Genomic DNA, 16,767 nt, shown 5'->3' on the forward strand with positions numbered 1-16,767 from the left:
GGCCGGGGCCCGAGGACGGGGACCCACCGCAGGCCTTGGACTCCGTGCCCGGGCGTCCGCCGCAGGCTCCCGGCCCCCGCCGGTGTTCACCCCACCGGGACCCCCGCCTCCAGGTTGAGCACCGTGCCGCGTTCGCGGGCGCGGAGGGCCCAGCGGAGGCGGTGGTAGCGGACCGGGGGCAGGAGTTCGGCGGCCTCCTCCTCGGTGACGAAGCGCCAGCCGCGGAGTTCGGAGCCGGGGAGACGGAGGCGCGCCGTGTCGGCGGCGCGGAGCCTACCGCCGTCGAAGAGGAGGCGGAGGCCTCCGTACCCCGGGGGCTGGGGACGTTCCCAGTCGACGAGCAGCAGACGGGGCACCGCGTCGAGTTCGAGGCCGATCTCCTCGGCCACCTCGCGCATTCCGGCGCGGGCCGGCGGTTCTCCCGGTTCGACCACGCCGCCGGGGAACTCCCAGCCGGGCTTGTACGTGGGGTCGACCAGCAGGAAGCGGTCCTCCTCGTCGAAGAGCAGGACGCCGGCGGCGAGCGTCTCGCCGGTCGGCTCGGGCGTCTGGACGATCCCGCACGGGGCGGCCAGCTCGGCCCGGACCGCGTCGGCGACGGTCCGGGCGACCTCGGCCACGGTGAGCGCGGAGGTGTCGACGGTGTACGCGTCCCCGGCGAGCCAGTCGAGCGCGGCGCGGTACGGCGGGATGTGGCCGTGACACCACTGCCGTACGCGGGCGTCGGCCTCGGGGTCGCCGTACTCGGCCCGGCCGTCGATCCGCTGCCGCAGGATCGTTTCCTCCGGAGCGAGGAGGACATGGCGCACCTCGATGCGGCGGGCGGCGAGCCCGCCGAAGATCTCGTCCCGGTACTCCTGCCGGAGCAGGGTCATGGGGACGACCAGGACCCCGCCGACCTCCGCGAGGAGAGCCGCCGCCGTGTCGACGACCAGGCGCCGCCAGATCGGCAGGTCCTGGTAGTCCTCGACCTCGGCGAGGCGCTTGGCCGGGAGCAGCCGACCCATGGCCCCGCCGACGAGTTCGGGGTCGTACAGCGTGCTGTTCGGGATCAGATCGACCAGTTCGCGCGCGGTACTGGACTTCCCCGCGCCGAACGCACCGTTGATCCAGACGATCACGATTTCCCCCTCTTCGGTAGCCCCCAGTGGCTTGCCCGCAACACCCTGCCACGAAAACCAGCGAACACATGTCCGAGCGGACGCTCGCGGGGCGCCCGGGGTCAGGCGCCGGTCCGGGCCACCGTCCCTGCCGCCCCTCCCGCCCCCGCCCATGTCGCCGCCGCCGCTCCGAGCAGGCCGGCGTCGGTGCCCGTGGCGGCCGGGACGACCGTCAGGTTCCGTACGAAGGAGAGCGTCGCGTAGCTCCCGAGGCTGCGGCGCAGCGGATCGAAGAGGACGTCGCCCGCGCCGGCCACCCCGCCGCCGACGACCGCGATGTCGATCTCGACGAGGGTCGCGGTGGCGGCGATGCCCGCCGCGAGCGCCCGCGCGGCGCGCTCGAAGGACGCGAGGGCGACCGGGTCCCCGGCGCGCGCGGCGGCGGCCACCGCCGCCGCGGAGGCGTCGCCGTCGGGCCCCGGCCGCCAGCCGTTCTCCAGGGCGCGGCGGGCGATGTGCGGGCCGCTGGCGAGGCGTTCGACGCAGCCGCGTCCGCCGCACGCGCAGAGGTCCCCGTCGAGGTCGACCGAGATGTGGCCGAGGTGACCGGCGTTGCCGGTGGGGCCGGGGTGGAGCCGGCCGTCGAGGACCAGGCCGCCGCCGACGCCGGTGGACACCACGAGGCAGAGCGCGTTGTCGTGACCGCGGGCCGCGCCGAGCCAGTGCTCGGCGGCGGTCATGGCGACCCCGTCGCCGACCAGGGTCACGGGACGTGCTCCGGTCCTCCGCCGGACCCGCTCGACGAGCGGGAAGTCGCGCCAGCCGGGCACGTTGACCGGGCTCACCGTCCCCCGCGAGGCGTCGACCGGTCCCGCGCTGCCGATGCCGACGGCGCCGGCCGCCTCCCACAGCGGCGAGGCGGCGAGCTCGTCCAGCACCGCCTCGACGGCCTTCATCACGGTCTCGCCGTCCTCCCGCGCGGGCGTGGGCCGTCGGGCCCGCACCCGGACGAGCCCCGCGGCGTCGACCAGCGCACCGGCGATCTTGGTGCCGCCGATGTCGAGAGCGACGACGACGGGACCGGAGGCGGGATCGGCGGGGGCAACGACGGCGGGACCAGAGGCGCATCCGGAGGCCGGGTCGGTGTGCATGGGCGCGGAGCCTCCAGTCGGGGGCCGGGCGAGCGGCCGAGGGCGTTCCGTACAGTCTCCCCAGTCTCCCGCGTATGACAACGTTATCCAGGGCCTATGCTCGGACTGAGACCGAGATCCGGACCACAGCCCCGGACACGGAACAGGAACATGGATCCGGAACCGGGGTCCGCGACGCGGACGACCCGGATCCGATACGACGGAGGAACCGCGCACCGTGGCCGACATCGCCCGCCGCACCGAGCACCGCTACGGCAATCGGCCCACGATGAAGGACGTCGCCGCCCGCGCGGGCGTCGGCCTCAAGACGGTGTCCCGGGTCGTCAACGGCGAGCCGGGGGTCACCCCGGACACCGAGCGCCGCGTCCAGGAGGCCATCGAGGCCCTCGGCTTCCGGCGCAACGACAGCGCGAGGGTCCTGCGCAAGGGCAGGACCGCCACCGTCGGGCTGGTCCTGGAGGACCTCGCCGACCCCTTCTACGGGCCGCTCAGCCGCGCGGTCGAGGAGGTCGCGCGGGCGCACGGGGCGCTCCTGATCAACGGCTCCAGCGCCGAGGACCCGGACCGGGAGCAGGAGTTGGCGCTCGCGCTGTGCGCGCGCCGGGTCGACGGCCTCATCGTCATCCCCGCCGGTGACGACCACCGGTACCTGGAGCCGGAGATCAGGGCGGGCGTCGCCACGGTCTTCGTCGACCGGCCGGCGGGGCGGATCGAGGCCGACGCCGTGCTCTCCGACAGCTTCGGCGGGGCGCGCGACGGCGTGGCCCATCTGATCGCCCACGGACACCGCCGGATCGGCTTCATCGGCGACCGCCCGCGCATCCACACCGGCGCCGAGCGGCTCCGGGGCTACCGCGCGGCGATGGAGGACGCGGGCCTGCCGGTCCGGGACGCGTGGGTCTCGCCCGGGTCGACGAACCCGGAGCGGGTGAGCGCCGCCGTACGGGAGATGCTGACCGCGCCGGAACCGGTGACGGCCCTGTTCGCGGGCAACAACCGGGTCACCGTCACGGTGGTCCGGGCCCTCGCCGGCCATCCGCACCCGGTCGCCCTCGTCGGCTTCGACGACATCGAACTGGCCGACCTGCTCGGCATCACGGTCATCGCCCAGGACGCCGCCGCCCTGGGCCGTACGGCGGCGGAGCGGCTGTTCCGGCGCCTCGACGGGGCCGAAGGGGCGCCGGAGCGGGTGGTGCTCGGCACGACGCTCCTCGCCCGTGGATCGGGCGAGATCGTGGCGTCCGCCGTCTGAGCTCGGCCCCTCAGTCGTCTGAGCGCGGCCCCTCAGCGGTCTGAGCTCGGTCCCTCAGCGGTCTGAGCGCGGCCCGTCAGCAGATCCGCAGGCCTGCCACGGGGCCGCCGCCCGCGCCGCCCGCGAGGTGCAGCACGCTGAGGTAGACGTTGGTGTTGCCGCTGTCGTCGTCGGTCCTGGCGAACCAGCGGCTGCTCCCGCCGCCGTACGTCTCGCCGCGGTCGAGGTCGACCTGGCAGAAGAAGACGTGCGGGCCGGCTCCGACCGTGCCCATCTCGCCGCCGTCGTAGCGGGTCGTCGTCGCGCTCCGCACGACCTGGCAGGTGGCGGAGGAGCCGACGGGGTCGCAGCCCGCGGGTGGTGCGGGGGCCTCGGTGCTGGGCGCGGCCGTGCTCCCGCCGGCCCCGGCGGAGGTGCCCGTCGTGGCGGTGCCGCCGCCGGGGGCGCTCGGGGCCGTCGTCCCACCGGGGGCCGGACCGTCTCCGGAACCGGGCTCGGTTCCGGTGCCGGTACCGGCGCCGCCCGCCGCCCCCGTGCTCCCGGCGGACGTACCGGATCCGGCCCCGGAGCCCGTACCGGGTTCCGAGTCCTCGGGGCGGGGGCCGTCGCCGCCCGGTCCCCGGTCGCTCGGACCGCCGGTGGCCGACCCGGAGGGTGCCGGCCGGGCGGAGCCCGTACCGGACGTCGGGGCGGTGCCGCCCGGTGCGCCGGAGGCCGGCGCACCGCTGCTCCCCGGGTCCAGCAGGCGCCCGGTGTCCCCGTCCGGCGCGCCGCTCGCCCCTTCCGCCGGGTTCCCGCCGGCCGCTTGGCGCGTGGTGTCGCGGTCCATGAGGGAGTACGTGATGCCACCACCGGCCAGCAGGACGGCGGCCACGGAGGCGGCGACCAGCGCGTTCCGGCGGCGTCCGGGCGGCGCGGCGGGCCGTCCGGCAGGGGCCCGGCGGCGCCCCGGACCCGCGGTACGGGACCCGGGAACCGGCACCGACGGCGCAGGCATCGCCGGGGGCACCGACCCCACCGGTGGCACGGGCACCACGGGCGGGCCGAAGCCCACGGGCCGCGCGGCGGGCGGACCGCCGCCCCACCCGCTCTCCGCGAAAGCCGCCGCGCCGGGGGCCGCTGCCGCTCTCGCGGGAGCCTCTGCCTCGGGCCCCGCCCCGCCGGGATCCGCCACCGCGGGAGCCACAGCCGCAGCCGCAGGAGTCACCACGCCTGGAACCACCCCGGGAAGCTCCCCCGGAACCACCCCGGGAACCACCCCTGGAACCGCCCCGCCGCGCCCCGGCCCCGCAGCGGTCTCCGTCACCGCGCCCAGCAGCCGTGCCGCCTCGCGGGCGCCCGGTCGGGAGGTCGGGTCCTTGTCCAGGAGGCGTGCCAGGACCGGGGCGAGGGGGCCGGCGCGGTGGGGTTCCGGGAGGGGTTCGGTGACGATGGCCGCGAGGGTCGACCAGGTCGACGTACGACGGAAGGGCGAGGCGCCCTCGACCGCCGCGTACAGCGTCGCGCCGACCGCCCACACGTCCGACGCGGGGCCCGGGTCCTGCCCGCGGGCCCGCTCGGGGGCGAGGAAGTCGAGGGAGCCGACGATCTCGCCGCTGCGCGTGAGGTGGGTCGCGGATCCGTCGCCCGGATCCTCCATGGTCGCGATGCCGAAGTCGGTGAGGACGGTCCTGCCCGAGCGGTCCAGCAGGATGTTGCCGGGCTTCACGTCCCGGTGCAGCACTCCCACGTCGTGCGCGGCGGCCAGCGCCTCCAGGACGTGGGCGCCGATCCGGGCTGCCTCGACCGGGTCCAGGGTGCCCCGCTCCCGCAGGACGTCGTCGAGGGAGGGCCCGTCGACGAGCTCCATGACGATGACGGGCCGGCCCTCGTGCTCGGTGACGTCGTGGACGGCCACCACTCCGGGGTGCCGGACGCGGGCGGCGGCCCGCGCCTCGCGCGTCATCCGCAGGCGCAGATCGGCCAGTTCGGGCGCGGCCGCGTCCGAGTACGTACGGAGTTCCTTGACGGCGACCTCGCGTCCGAGGACCTCGTCGACGGCCCGCCAGACCACTCCCATGCCACCGCGCCCGAGTTGGCGCACGATTCTGTAGCGGCCCGCGAGCCGCTCGCTCTCCCCCGATGACACCGCTGCCCCGTTCCTCTGTCGAGCACGTACGCGCTTCACGCGCGAACTCGCACAGGGTACGGGGCAGTTGGCCGGATCGGGTCGCCTCGGCGGTCGGCTCGGGACGGTGTGGGACGGCTCGGGACGGTGCGGGACGGCTACTCGGCGGAGGCGGTGAGGTCGCCTCGGCGCGGGGCGGCGAAGCGGTCGAGGGCGGCGCGGCTCATGCCGGTGAGGGCGTCGACCTCGGCGGTGTCGAGGGCGCCGCAGTCGATGCCGCGGAGCAGGTAGGAGGAGAGGGCCTTGGCGGTGGCGGGCTCGTCCATGACGTCGCCGCCCGCGTGGTTCGCGTAGGCGGAGAGTCGCTTGGCGGCGGCCTCGAAGCCCTCGCGGTAGAAGGCGAAGACGGCGGCGTAGCGGGTGGGGATGTGGCCGGGGTGCATGTCCCAGCCCTGGTAGTAGGCGCGGGCGAGGGCGCGCCGGGTGAGTCCGTAGTGGAGGCGCCAGGCCTCGTGGACGTGTTCCCTGGAGCCGACCGGGAGGACGTTGGTGGAGCCGTCGGAGACGCGGACGCCGGTGCCGGCGGCGGCGACCTGCATGATCGCCTTGGCGTGGTCGGCGGCGGGGTGGTCGCTGGCCTGGTAGGCGGCGGAGACGCCGAGGCAGGCGCTGTAGTCGAAGGTGCCGTAGTGCAGCCCGGTGGCGCGGCCCTCGGCGGCGCCGATCATGCGGGCGACGGCGGCGGTGCCGTCGGTGGCCAGGATGGACTGGCTGGTCTCGATCTGGATCTCGAAGCCGAGGCGGCCGGCGTCCAGGCCGTGGGCCTTCTCGAAGGCCTCCAGGAGGCGGACGAAGGCGGAGACCTGCTCGGGGTAGGTCACCTTGGGGAGGGTGAGGACGAGGCCGTCGGGGAGGCCGCCGTTCTCCAGGAGGCCGGTGAGGAAGACGTCGGTGGTGCGGATGCCCCGGTCGCGTACGGCGGACTCCATGCACTTCATCCGGATGCCCATGTACGGGGCGGCAGTGCTGTTCCCGTACGCCTCCGAGATCAGCCGGGCGGCGCGGGCGGCGTCCTGGTCCTCGTCCGTGCCCGCGTAGCCGTCCTCGAAGTCGACGCGCAGGTCCTCGATCGGCTCGCGCTCCAGCTTGGCACGGACGCGGCCGTAGACGTCCTCGGCGAGGTCCTCGGTGAGGCCGAGGACGGCGGCGAAGGAGGCCGCGTCGGGGGCGTGCTCGTCGAGCGCGGCGAGTGCCTGGTCGCCCCAGGAGCGGATGGTGCCGGCGTCGAAGACGTTACCGGGGACGTAGACCGTGTGGACCGGCTGGCGGGTGCCGGGGTCTCCCGGGTAGCGGCGGTCGAGCTCTGCGTCCACCGGCGCCAGGGAGGCGCTGATGCCCTCGCTGACCGCGCCCGCGAGGCTCGTCGACACCTTCTCCTGCTGACCCATCCCACACCCTCCTGTTTTCCGCTGCACGGAATCAACAATCCGTATAGCGAAGTTAATAGTCGGTCGGGACCCACGTCAATGGGTGTCCGAAACGGCCGGGGGCCGCGCGGCGACGAATCGCCACGCGGCCCCCGGACCGTACAGAACCGCAGGTCAGCCCTTGCGGGCCTGGACCTCCGCGGTCAGCTGCGGGACGACGTCGAAGAGGTCGCCCACCACGCCGTAGTCGACGAGGTCGAAGATCGGGGCCTCGGCGTCCTTGTTGATGGCGACGATCGTCTTCGAGGTCTGCATACCCGCGCGGTGCTGGATCGCACCGGAGATGCCGGAGGCGATGTACAGCTGCGGCGAGACCGACTTGCCGGTCTGGCCGACCTGGTTGGAGTGCGGGTACCAGCCGGCGTCGACCGCGGCGCGCGAGGCGCCCACGGCGGCACCGAGCGAGTCGGCGAGCGCCTCGATGATCGCGAAGTTCTCGGCACCGTTGACGCCACGGCCGCCGGAGACCACGATCGCGGCCTCGGTCAGCTCCGGGCGGCCGGTCGACTCGCGCGGGGTGCGCGCGGTCACCTTGGTGCCGGTGGCCAGCGGGCCGAAGGAGACCGCGAGGGCCTCGACGGCGCCGGCGGCCGGGGCGGCCTCGACCGGGGCCGAGTTCGGCTTGACCGTGATGACCGGGGTGCCCTTGGAGACACGGGACTTGGTGGTGAACGAGGCGGCGAACGCGGCCTGCGTCGCGACCGGGCCCTCATCACCGGCCTCCAGGTCCACGGCGTCGGTGATGATGCCGGAGCCGATGCGGACCGCGAGGCGGGCCGCGATCTCCTTGCCCTCGGCGGAGGAGGGGATGAGCACGGCGGCCGGGGAGACCGCGTCGTACGCGGCCTGGAGCGCGTCGACCTTCGGGACGACGAGGTACTCGGTGAACTCGGGGGCGTCGGCGGTGAGGACCTTCACGGCGCCGTGCTCGGCGAGCGCGGCGGCGGTGTCGGCGGCGCCGTTGCCGAGGGCGACGGCGACGGGCTCGCCGATGCGGCGAGCGAGGGTCAGCAGCTCCAGGGTGGGCTTGCGGACGGCTCCGTCGACGTGGTCGACGTAGACGAGAATCTCAGCCATGGGACTTCAATCTCCTGCGAACGAAAAGAGGGCGGACTGAAACGGCTCGCGCGAGCCTTAGATGAACTTCTGGCTCGCGAGGTACTCGGCGAGCTGCTTGCCGCCCTCGCCCTCGTCCTTGACGATCGTGCCCGCGGTACGCGCCGGACGCTCGGCGGCCGAGTCCACAGCGGTCCAGGAGCCCTCGAGGCCGACCTCGTCGGCGTCGATGTCGAGGTCGTCGAGGTCCAGGGACTCCACCGGCTTCTTCTTGGCGGCCATGATGCCCTTGAAGGACGGGTAGCGCGCCTCGCCCGACTGGTCCGTCACGGACACGACGGCCGGAAGCGAGGCCTCCAGCTGCTCGGAGGCGGTGTCGCCGTCGCGACGGCCCGTCACTGTGCCGTTGGGGCCACCCTCGATCTTGACCTCGGAGAGCAGCGTGACCTGCGGGACGCCCAGGCGCTCGGCGAGGATCGCCGGCAGGACACCCATGGTGCCGTCGGTGGAGGCCATACCGGCGATGACGACGTCGTAGCCGGTCTTCTCGATCGCCTTGGCGAGCACGAGCGAGGTGGCCATGACGTCGCTGCCGTGCAGGTCGTCGTCCTCGACGTGGACGGCCTTGTCGGCGCCCATGGAGAGCGCCTTGCGGAGCGCGTCCTTGGCGTCCTCGGGGCCGACCGTCAGCACGGTGACCTCGGCGTCGTCCGCCTCTTCGGCGATCTGCAGGGCCTGCTCGACGGCGTACTCGTCGAGCTCCGACAGCAGGCCGTCGACGTCGTCGCGGTCGACCGTCAGGTCGTCCGCGAACTTGCGGTCTCCGGTCGCGTCGGGCACGTACTTCACACAGACAACGATCCTCAAGCTCACGCCGGCTCTCCTACTGCATCGTCATAACTTGGCTGCCTTGTTGCTCGCAGCATAGGCGCCTGAAGGGCTGGTTTCCGGTTGGGGCGCCGGACGCCCCGCCCAAAATATTACTCGCCAGTACACCCAGTCCGTTACCAGTAAGCAAGCGCTCAGCCATGTGACCTTGCCAACGCGCGGAGAGCGGCGCGCGCGGGAACTCTCAGTCGCGCAGCGCGTTGAAGCGCCCGTGGTGGTAGAGGAGCGGCCGGCCCGCCCCGTCAGGGTCCCCCGCGACGGCCTGCGCGATCACGATCCGGTGGTCACCGGCGGGCACCCGGGCGATCACACGGCAGACCAGCCAGGCGAGGACGCCGTCGAGCACGGGCACGCCTTCCGGCCCCACGCTCCAGCGGGTCTCCCCGCCGAAGCGGTCGGCGCCGCTGCGCGCGAAGGTGGCGGCCAGCTCCTGCTGGTGCTCGCCGAGTATGTGGACGCCGATGTGCTCGGCCTCGGCCACCACGGGCCAGCTGGACGAGGTGGTGCCCACACCGAAGGAGATCAGCGGGGGATCGGCGGCGACGGAGTTGAGCGAGGTCGCGGTGAAGCCGACGGGACGCTCGCCGTGCGCGGTGATCACCGCGACACCGGCCGCGTGGCGGCGGAAGACGGAGCGGAGCAGGTCGGGAGAAGCCTGCCGGGGTGCGCCGATCGTGGGAACGGTACTGAGCTGGAGGTCCGGCGAAACCGTCATGGAGTTGTCCTTCTGCGAGGGCGTCATGAGGGGAGTCCTGGGGTGGTCAGACACCCGGACAGCGCGCGCTCGCGTTGCGGGCCAGGTCCACATGGGCCCGGCCGTAGAGAAGGAGTTCTGTGGGCACTCCGCCAGGGTGACGATCGGTGGCGGGTGCAGTCAAGTGCGTCCCGGGATGTGGGAGATGTGTCACCGCGTCAGACCGCCCGCCCCAGCGCGGCGATGACGTCCGCCCTGCGGGGCTGTCCGGCGGCCCGGCGGACGACGCGGCCCGTCCGGTCGAGGACGAGGACGGTGGGCGTCTTCGCGATGCCCAGTTCCCGTACGAGGTCGAGCCGTTCCTCGGCGTCGATCTCCACATGGGCGACGCCCGGCACCATGGCGGCCACTTCGGCGAGGGTGCGGCGGGTGGCGCGGCAGGGCTGACAGAAGGCGGTGGAGAACTGCACGAGGGTGGCCCGCTCCCCCAACTCGGCGCCGAGCACCTCCGGCCCCAGGACCTCCGACATCCTTCTCCCCTTTCCCGTACGGCTCTTCTCCCCCTTCAGCAGCGTCGCACGCAAGCGATCGATTCCCGCCACGACCACCGGGGGTGACGAGAATCTCCCTGTACGAAGCCGCCTGGACTGGTCACGGCGCCCCACATGGGGCACGATCTGCCCAAAGCCGAAAACCTACGGCCGCGTAACTTCGCCGGGAGAACCCGCTCCGGGCACACGAAGAAGAGGTTCCTCTCCGATGGCAGAACTCGTCTATCGACCGGTCGTCGGTGCCGCGCTGACCCTGTTCAAGGCACTCGACCTGAAGATCGACACCCAGGGTTCGGAGCACATCCCCCGCACGGGTGGTGCGGTGCTCGTGAGCAACCACATCAGCTATCTGGACTTCATCTTCACGGGGCTCGCGGCCCTGCCCCAGAAGCGTCTGGTGCGCTTCATGGCGAAGGACTCCGTCTTCCGGCACAAGGTCTCGGGACCGCTCATGCGCGGCATGAAGCACATCCCCGTCGACCGCGCGCAGGGCGAGCACGCCTACAAGCACGCGCTGGAGTCGCTGCGGGCCGGCGAGATCATCGGTGTCTTCCCCGAGGCGACGATCTCCCAGTCCTTCACCCTCAAGGGCTTCAAGACCGGTGCGGCGCGGCTCGCGCAGGAGGCCGGCGTCCCGCTGATCCCGATGGCGCTCTGGGGCACCCAGCGGGTCTGGACGAAGGGCCGCCCCCGGAACTTCAAGCGGAGCCACATCCCGGTGACGATCCGCGTCGGCGAGCCCATGGAGGCCCCTGCCGACCAGTACGCGGGCGCGATCACGCGGCGGCTGCGCGAGCGCGTCCAGGAGCTCCTGGAAGCCGCGCAGCGCGCCTACCCGGTCCGCCCCAAGGACGCGAGCGACACGTGGTGGGTGCCCGCGCACCTCGGCGGCACGGCGCCGACGCCGGCCCAGGTCAAGGAAGCCGGCTGACGCCACCGGTACGCGGGGTCAGAGCTCCGTAGGGAGCGTCCGCCCGAGGTACGGCCGGTCCGGGGCGGACTTCAGCACGCCCAGGACGGCCGGGTGCGGTTCGGCGTGGAGCACGGGGTAGTCCACCTCGCCGGACTCCGGCCGCACGGTCCAGGCGAGGCGCTCCTCCCCCAGCGAGAACCGGGCGTCGACGCCCGGCTTGTTGCCCCGCACGTCCTGGCGGGCCCACTTCCGCTCACCGGGCAGCAGGAGCGCGACGAGGCCGTGGACCACCGGGTTCGAGCCGTCCTCGTCGGTGAGCCGCTGGTAGCACAGGGCCGCCGGGATGCCGCGGGCCCGCAGCAGCGCGGCGTACGCGATGGACTTGGCGTAGCAGATGCCGGTGCGCCGCTCCAGGACGTCGGAGGCGCGCCAGGTGACGCGGAGGTCCCCCGAGTCCATGGAGTGCGGGATGGTGTCGCGTACGTACGCGTAGGCCGCCTCGGCGTATGAGTATGCGTCGGGATGATCGCCGGAGAGGCGGGCCGCCACCTCCCCGATGAGGGGGTGGTCATGGTCGACGGCCTCGCCGACCGCGAGGTAGGCCGAGATCTCGGGGTGCTGCTGCACGAGTTCCATGCGGTGAGAGCGTAAGGAAACGGCCGGACGGAAGTCAATGACTTTCCGCCCGGCCGTATATTCATGCAGCCGGTGCCCTGGGGCGACTACTGGCGTGCCAGCTCTTCCTTCAGTGCCTGGAGGAAGGAGTCCACGTCGTCCTCCGTGGTGTCGAAGGCGCACATCCAGCGCACGTCGCCGGCGGCCTCGTCCCAGAAGTAGAAGCGGAAGCGTTCCTGCAGGCGCCTGCTCACCTCGTGCGGCAGCCGCGCGAAGACCGCGTTGGCCTGCACCGGGTAGAGGATCTCCACCCCGTCGAGCTCGCGCACGCCCGCCGCGAGGCGCTGGGCCATCGCATTGGCGTGCCGGGCGTTGCGCAGCCACAGGTCCTTGGCGAGGAGCGCCTCCAGCTGCACCGACACGAAGCGCATCTTCGAGGCGAGCTGCATGGACATCTTGCGCAGGTGCTTCATGTGGCTGACCGCGTCCGGGTTGAGGACGACGACGGCCTCGCCGAAGAGCATGCCGTTCTTCGTCCCGCCGTACGAGATCACGTCCACGCCCACCGCGTTGGTGAACGCGCGCATCGGCACGTCCAGCGAGGCGGCGGCGTTGGCGATGCGGGCCCCGTCGAGGTGGACCTTCATACCCTTGGAGTGGGCGTGCTCGACGATCGCGCGGATCTCCTCGACCGTGTAGACGGTGCCCAGCTCGGTGTTCTGGGTGATCGAGACGACCTGGGGCATCGCCCGGTGCTCGTCCTCCCAGCCCCAGGCCTGCCGGTCGATCAGCTCGGGGGTGAGCTTGCCGTCCGGGGTCGGCACGGTGAGCAGCTTGAGGCCGCCCATCCGCTCCGGCGCCCCGCCCTCGTCCACGTTGATGTGCGCGGACTCGGCGCAGATGACGGCGCCCCAGCGGTCCGTGAGCGCCTGGAGGGCGGTCACGTTGGCCCCGGTGCCGTTGAAGACCGGGAAGGCCTCGGCGCTGGAGCCGAAGTGGCTGTGCATGATGCGCTGGAGGTGCTCGGTGTACTGGTCCTCGCCGTAGGCGACCTGATGGCCTTCGTTGGCGAGGGTGAGGGCCGCGAGGACCTCGGGGTGGGCGCCGGCGTAGTTGTCGCTGGCGAAGCCCCGGACCGACGGGTCGTGGTGGCGACGCGCGTCGGTCCGCGGGCCGAGGGCCGCTGTCACGGCTTGGGGGTCAGCCACAGACGCTGTCCATTCACTTCCTGGGCGGGCTTGCTCCACAGGCCGACGATCTCGTCGGCCAGGTCCTTGACGTCGGTGAAGCCCGCGAACTTCGCGTTGGGGCGCTCGGCGCGCATCGCGTCGTGCACCAATGCCTTGATCACCAGGATCGCAGCCGCCGCCTGCGGGCCGTCGTCGCCCCCCAGCTTGCGGAACGAGTCCGCCATGGCGAGGGTCCAGGCCTCGGCCGCCGCCTTGCCCGCGTTGTACGCGGCGTTGTTGGCCAGCGGCTTGTGCGCGCCGACCTGACTGATCAGCGCGTACCGGCCGCGCCCGCCGGCGCGCAGCAGCCCGTCGTGGAAGGCGAGCGAGGTGTGCTGGACGGTACGGATGAGGAGCTTCTCCAGGAAGTCCCAGTCCTTGAGCTCGGTCTCCATGAAGGAGCTGCTGCCGCGCCAGCCGCCGACGAGGTGGACCAGGCCGTCGATCCGGCCGAACTCCTTCTCGGTCTTCGCGGCCCAGTCGCGGGTGGCGTCCAGGTCGAGGAGGTCGACCGTGTCGCCGATGACCCGGGCGCCGCCGTGGGCGTAGCGGGCGGCGTCGACGGCCTCCGCGAGGCGCGCCGGGTCGGCGTCGGAGCCGACGACGGTGGCGCCCGCCTCGGCGAGGCGCAGCAGGGTCGCTCGGCCCGCGGGGCCGGCCGCGCCGGCGACCGCGATGACGGCGCCGTCCAGCGGCCCGCCGTTTCCGTTGGCGTTCATGGGCGACGCCTCCTCCGTGGTCTCCGTGCTGTCGGTGGAGTCGCTCACGCGGCGGCCCGCTCGGTGCGCGAGACGTCGGCGGCGGTGATCCCCTTCGTATCGGCGATCACGCCCTTCAGCTTCTTGGCAAGGGCCTCAAAGAACATGCTGAGCGGAAACTCGTCCGGAAGCACGTCGTCGACGAGCTTGCGCGGCGGGAGGGAGAGGTCGAGGGCGTCGGGGCCCTTGGCCCACTTCGATCCCGGGTGCGGGGCGAGGTAGGTGGAGACGAGCTCGTACGCCTTGAACCAGTGGACGAGCTTCGGGCGGTCGATGCCGTCGCGGTAGAGGGTCTCGATCTCGGCGCAGAGCTGGTTGGTGACCTCGGGGGCCCGCTGCCAGTCGATCTTGAGGGTGTTGTCCGTCCAGCGCACCACGTCGTTCTTGTGGAGGTACGCGAAGAGGAGCTGACCGCCGAGGCCGTCGTAGTTGCGGTTGCGGTCGCCGGAGAGCGGGAAGCGGAACATCCGGTCGAAGAGGACCGCGTACTGCACGTCGCGGCCGTGCGTGTTGCCCTCGGCCTCCAGCTTCACGGCCTCCTTGAAGGCGGTGAGGTCACAGCGGAGCTCTTCCAGGCCGTACATCCAGAAGGGCTGGCGCTGCTTGATCATGAAGGGGTCGAACGGCAGGTCGCCGTGGCTGTGGGTGCGGTCGTGGACCATGTCCCAGAGCACGAAGGCCTGCTCGCAGCGGGTCTGGTCGTCGATCATCGCGGCGATGTCCGCGGGCAGCTGGAGGCCCAGGGTGTCGACCGCGGCCTCGGTGACCTTGCGGAAGCGCGCGGCCTCGCGGTCACAGAAGATGCCGCCCCAGGTGAAGCGCTCGGGAGCCTCGCGCACGGCGATGGTCTCCGGGAAGAGCACGGCCGAGTGGGTGTCGTACCCGGCGGTGAAGTCCTCGAAGGTGATGCCGCAGAAGAGCGGGTTGTCGTAGCGGGTGGCCTCCAGCTCGGCGAGCCACTCCGGCCAGACCATGCGCAGCACGACCGCTTCGAGGTTGCGGTCCAGGTTGCCGTTCTGCGTGTACATCGGGAAGAGCACGAGGTGCTGGAGCCCGTCCACGCGGTCGGCGGCCGGCTGGAAGGCCAGCAGCGAGTCCAGGAAGTCCGGGACCGCGAAGCCGCCCTCGGCCCACTTGCGCAGGTCGGAGACGAGCGCGCGGTGGTAGGCGCCGTCGTGCGGGACGAGCGGGGAGAGCTGCTCGACCGCGGCGATGACCCGGTCGAGGGTCAGCTCGACGAGGGCGCGGGCGGGCGCGCCCTCGGGCTCGAAGTCGATGGAGCCGTCCGCGCTCTGCCAGGCGCGGATCTCCTCCACGGCACTCTTGAGCTCGGCCCAAGCCGGGTGGTCGATCACCCGGGCGTCGGTGGATATCCCCCCACCGGTCACGTCCTGCACAAGAATTTCCGTCATGCCTCTTCCTTCACAGGAGAACCTCGCGTCAAGACACCGTAACCATTGACGGTTCCTTGCCACAAGGGGAGCAAGAGAAATTATCCTGCGCGCCCCCCATGGAGACAGAAGTTTTTCCTGTCAGTCACCCCTCAGGCCACCCTTCCGCCGTGTGGATCGGTTCTGCCGCGTCAGCTCAGCGGCTTGATCAGCAGCTCGAACCGCAGATCGTCACGCTGAGGCACACCGAAGCGCTCGTCCCCGTACGGGAAGGGCGTCATCCGCCCCGTACGCCGGTAGCCGCGCCGCTCGTACCAGGCGATGAGCTCCTCGCGCACGGAGATCACCGTCATGTGCATCTCACGGACGTCCCACAGCTCGCGCACCCGCCGCTCCGCCTCCTCCATGATCCGCTTGCCGAGGCCCGCGCCCTGGAGCTCGGGGCGGACCGCGAACATGCCGAAGTAGGCGGCCTCGCCACGGTGCTCCAGCTGGCAGCAGGCGACGACCTCCCCGTCGCGCTCGACGACCAGCAGGCGGCTGCCCGGCGTGGTGATGACGGCGGCCACGCCCTCGGGGTCGGTGCGCTGCCCCTGGAGGATGTCCGCCTCCGTCGTCCAGCCGCCCCGGCTGGCGTCGCCCCGGTAGGCCGACTCCACGAGCGGGACGAGGACCGGAACGTCGTCCAGTACCGCCTCCCGGTAGTCGATCCGGCCGGTCTCCTGGGACGTGGCGGTGTCCATACGTACGGGCTCCCCTCGGGCGCTGACGATCGGCGTGCGCGATCGTCCCGAGCCTAACTCGCGCACCGCGCACTCCCCCTCGTACATCCGTGCGCGCCCGTGCGCCCGCGTGCGGCCCCCGGGCGGCGGGCATTCCTCTCGGCAGAGGGGGGAGGTGTGCTGTGCACGGAGCGGCCCTGTCGGGGTGGTTGATGGTCGCGCTCTGCGCCGCCACGGGCACGTACTGCCTGCTGCGGATGCGCGCGTGCGACGGGGAGGAGCGGCGCGCCGCCGGCGGCGAGGCGCTGATGGGCTTCGGCATGGCGGTCATGGCACTCCCGGCGGCGGTGGTGACGCAGCCGGGCTGGAGCTGGGCCGTGTACGCGGCGGTGTTCGGCGGGACGGCGCTGCTCGGCCTGGCAGGAGCCGCCCGGCGCGGCGGCCACCACCTGCACCACCTCGTCGGCTCGCTCGCGATGCTCTACATGGCGGTGGCGATGGCCTCCCCCGTCGCACAGGGAGCGCACGGGGGGCACGCCGCGGGGACGGCGGGCGGCATACCCGCGCTGACGGGCGGGCTGCTCCTCTACTACACCGTGTACGTGCTGCGCGCGGGGGCGCGGCTCGCACCCGTGGCGGCGGCTCCGGCGGCGGCGACGGCGGGCGGTCCGGGCCCGGCCTGGGCGACCCGGCCGGAGCTGACCCTCGCGTGCCGGCTCTCGATGGCCCTCGCGATGGTGGCGATGCTGGTGACCCTGTGAGCACGGGCGGCTCGGACTGATCGTCTCGGGCGGCAAGGGCAGTCCGGAAAGCGTGGACAACGAAACCGTGGCGTACGTCACTTGCCGTCCGA

At 72.7% G+C, this 16,767-nt stretch carries 16 protein-coding genes; 3 read left to right on the forward strand and 13 right to left on the reverse strand.

What is annotated here, in order from left to right; genetic code table 11:
- Nucleotides 1-86 precede the first annotated feature (86 nt).
- Nucleotides 87-1,121 (reverse strand): NUDIX domain-containing protein, encoded by a 1,035-nt coding sequence (locus OG361_RS04575; protein WP_405851975.1) that lies wholly within the window; start codon nucleotides 1,119-1,121, stop codon nucleotides 87-89.
- 101 nt (nucleotides 1,122-1,222) lie between these two features.
- The gene (locus OG361_RS04580; RefSeq protein ID WP_405851976.1) at nucleotides 1,223-2,251 is read right to left on the reverse strand and encodes an ROK family protein; all 1,029 of its coding nucleotides are present in this window, start codon (nucleotides 2,249-2,251) and stop codon (nucleotides 1,223-1,225) included.
- A gap of 217 nt (nucleotides 2,252-2,468) precedes the next feature.
- Here OG361_RS04580 and OG361_RS04585 point away from each other — a divergent pair, with 217 nt between their 5' ends.
- Nucleotides 2,469-3,503, forward strand: a complete 1,035-nt coding sequence (locus OG361_RS04585) for a LacI family DNA-binding transcriptional regulator (protein WP_405851977.1) — start codon at nucleotides 2,469-2,471, stop codon at nucleotides 3,501-3,503.
- A 76-nt stretch (nucleotides 3,504-3,579) separates the two neighbouring features.
- Here the strand turns inward: OG361_RS04585 and OG361_RS04590 are convergent, their stop codons facing one another.
- The 6 genes from OG361_RS04590 to OG361_RS04615 all read right to left on the reverse strand — a co-directional run bounded on the left by OG361_RS04590 (nucleotide 3,580) and on the right by OG361_RS04615 (nucleotide 10,265).
- Nucleotides 3,580-5,631 (reverse strand): protein kinase domain-containing protein, encoded by a 2,052-nt coding sequence (locus tag OG361_RS04590; RefSeq protein WP_405851978.1) that lies wholly within the window; start codon nucleotides 5,629-5,631, stop codon nucleotides 3,580-3,582.
- 137 nt (nucleotides 5,632-5,768) lie between these two features.
- Nucleotides 5,769-7,058, reverse strand: a complete 1,290-nt coding sequence (locus OG361_RS04595) for a DUF6986 family protein (protein WP_405851979.1) — start codon at nucleotides 7,056-7,058, stop codon at nucleotides 5,769-5,771.
- A 153-nt stretch (nucleotides 7,059-7,211) separates the two neighbouring features.
- Complete coding sequence (locus OG361_RS04600; protein ID WP_405851981.1) at nucleotides 7,212-8,174, reverse strand: electron transfer flavoprotein subunit alpha/FixB family protein; 963 nt, start codon at nucleotides 8,172-8,174, stop codon at nucleotides 7,212-7,214.
- A gap of 57 nt (nucleotides 8,175-8,231) precedes the next feature.
- The gene (locus OG361_RS04605; protein WP_384574893.1) at nucleotides 8,232-9,026 is read right to left on the reverse strand and encodes an electron transfer flavoprotein subunit beta/FixA family protein; all 795 of its coding nucleotides are present in this window, start codon (nucleotides 9,024-9,026) and stop codon (nucleotides 8,232-8,234) included.
- 199 nt (nucleotides 9,027-9,225) lie between these two features.
- Complete coding sequence (locus OG361_RS04610) at nucleotides 9,226-9,756, reverse strand: flavin reductase family protein (protein WP_405851982.1); 531 nt, start codon at nucleotides 9,754-9,756, stop codon at nucleotides 9,226-9,228.
- A gap of 197 nt (nucleotides 9,757-9,953) precedes the next feature.
- Entirely contained in the window at nucleotides 9,954-10,265 is a 312-nt protein-coding gene (locus OG361_RS04615; RefSeq protein WP_384574896.1) for a TlpA family protein disulfide reductase, read from the reverse strand.
- 229 nt (nucleotides 10,266-10,494) lie between these two features.
- Here OG361_RS04615 and OG361_RS04620 point away from each other — a divergent pair, with 229 nt between their 5' ends.
- On the forward strand, nucleotides 10,495-11,217 hold the full coding sequence (locus tag OG361_RS04620) for a lysophospholipid acyltransferase family protein (RefSeq protein WP_384574899.1): 723 nt from the start codon (nucleotides 10,495-10,497) through the stop codon (nucleotides 11,215-11,217).
- A gap of 18 nt (nucleotides 11,218-11,235) precedes the next feature.
- On the opposite strand, the gene OG361_RS04625 is transcribed toward OG361_RS04620, so the two are convergent.
- From OG361_RS04625 to OG361_RS04645, 5 genes are all read right to left on the reverse strand, one after another.
- Entirely contained in the window at nucleotides 11,236-11,835 is a 600-nt protein-coding gene (locus OG361_RS04625; protein WP_405851983.1) for a transglutaminase family protein, read from the reverse strand.
- 86 nt (nucleotides 11,836-11,921) lie between these two features.
- Nucleotides 11,922-13,004, reverse strand: a complete 1,083-nt coding sequence (locus tag OG361_RS04630; protein WP_405862069.1) for a threonine aldolase family protein — start codon at nucleotides 13,002-13,004, stop codon at nucleotides 11,922-11,924.
- The gene (locus OG361_RS04635) at nucleotides 13,001-13,762 is read right to left on the reverse strand and encodes an SDR family NAD(P)-dependent oxidoreductase (RefSeq protein WP_384574905.1); all 762 of its coding nucleotides are present in this window, start codon (nucleotides 13,760-13,762) and stop codon (nucleotides 13,001-13,003) included. The genes OG361_RS04630 and OG361_RS04635 overlap by 4 nt, the downstream gene beginning before the upstream one ends.
- 44 nt (nucleotides 13,763-13,806) lie before the next feature.
- Complete coding sequence (locus OG361_RS04640) at nucleotides 13,807-15,213, reverse strand: DUF6421 family protein (protein ID WP_405851984.1); 1,407 nt, start codon at nucleotides 15,211-15,213, stop codon at nucleotides 13,807-13,809.
- Between the two features lie 170 nt (nucleotides 15,214-15,383).
- Entirely contained in the window at nucleotides 15,384-15,935 is a 552-nt protein-coding gene (locus OG361_RS04645; RefSeq protein WP_405851985.1) for a GNAT family N-acetyltransferase, read from the reverse strand.
- A gap of 161 nt (nucleotides 15,936-16,096) precedes the next feature.
- On the opposite strand from OG361_RS04645, the gene OG361_RS04650 reads away from it, so the two are divergent.
- Nucleotides 16,097-16,675, forward strand: coding sequence for a DUF5134 domain-containing protein (locus tag OG361_RS04650; protein WP_405851986.1), 579 nt, complete (start codon nucleotides 16,097-16,099; stop codon nucleotides 16,673-16,675).
- Nucleotides 16,676-16,767 lie beyond the last annotated feature (92 nt).

It is taken from the genome of Streptomyces sp. NBC_00090 (assembly GCF_045160815.1).
GTDB lineage: Bacteria > Actinomycetota > Actinomycetes > Streptomycetales > Streptomycetaceae > Streptomyces.

Bases quoted from the DNA above. Each gene is read 5' to 3' on its own strand.
- OG361_RS04635 (WP_384574905.1), bottom strand. From the start codon at position 13,762: ATGAACGCCAACGGAAACGGCGGGCCGCTGGACGGCGCCGTCATCGCG.
- OG361_RS04610 (WP_405851982.1), bottom strand. From the start codon at position 9,756: ATGACGGTTTCGCCGGACCTCCAGCTCAGTACCGTTCCCACGATCGGC.
- OG361_RS04645 (WP_405851985.1), bottom strand. From the start codon at position 15,935: ATGGACACCGCCACGTCCCAGGAGACCGGCCGGATCGACTACCGGGAG.
- OG361_RS04620 (WP_384574899.1), top strand. From the start codon at position 10,495: ATGGCAGAACTCGTCTATCGACCGGTCGTCGGTGCCGCGCTGACCCTG.
- OG361_RS04600 (WP_405851981.1), bottom strand. From the start codon at position 8,174: ATGGCTGAGATTCTCGTCTACGTCGACCACGTCGACGGAGCCGTCCGC.
- OG361_RS04595 (WP_405851979.1), bottom strand. From the start codon at position 7,058: ATGGGTCAGCAGGAGAAGGTGTCGACGAGCCTCGCGGGCGCGGTCAGC.
- OG361_RS04640 (WP_405851984.1), bottom strand. From the start codon at position 15,213: ATGACGGAAATTCTTGTGCAGGACGTGACCGGTGGGGGGATATCCACC.
- OG361_RS04615 (WP_384574896.1), bottom strand. From the start codon at position 10,265: ATGTCGGAGGTCCTGGGGCCGGAGGTGCTCGGCGCCGAGTTGGGGGAG.
- OG361_RS04625 (WP_405851983.1), bottom strand. From the start codon at position 11,835: ATGGAACTCGTGCAGCAGCACCCCGAGATCTCGGCCTACCTCGCGGTC.
- OG361_RS04580 (WP_405851976.1), bottom strand. From the start codon at position 2,251: ATGCACACCGACCCGGCCTCCGGATGCGCCTCTGGTCCCGCCGTCGTT.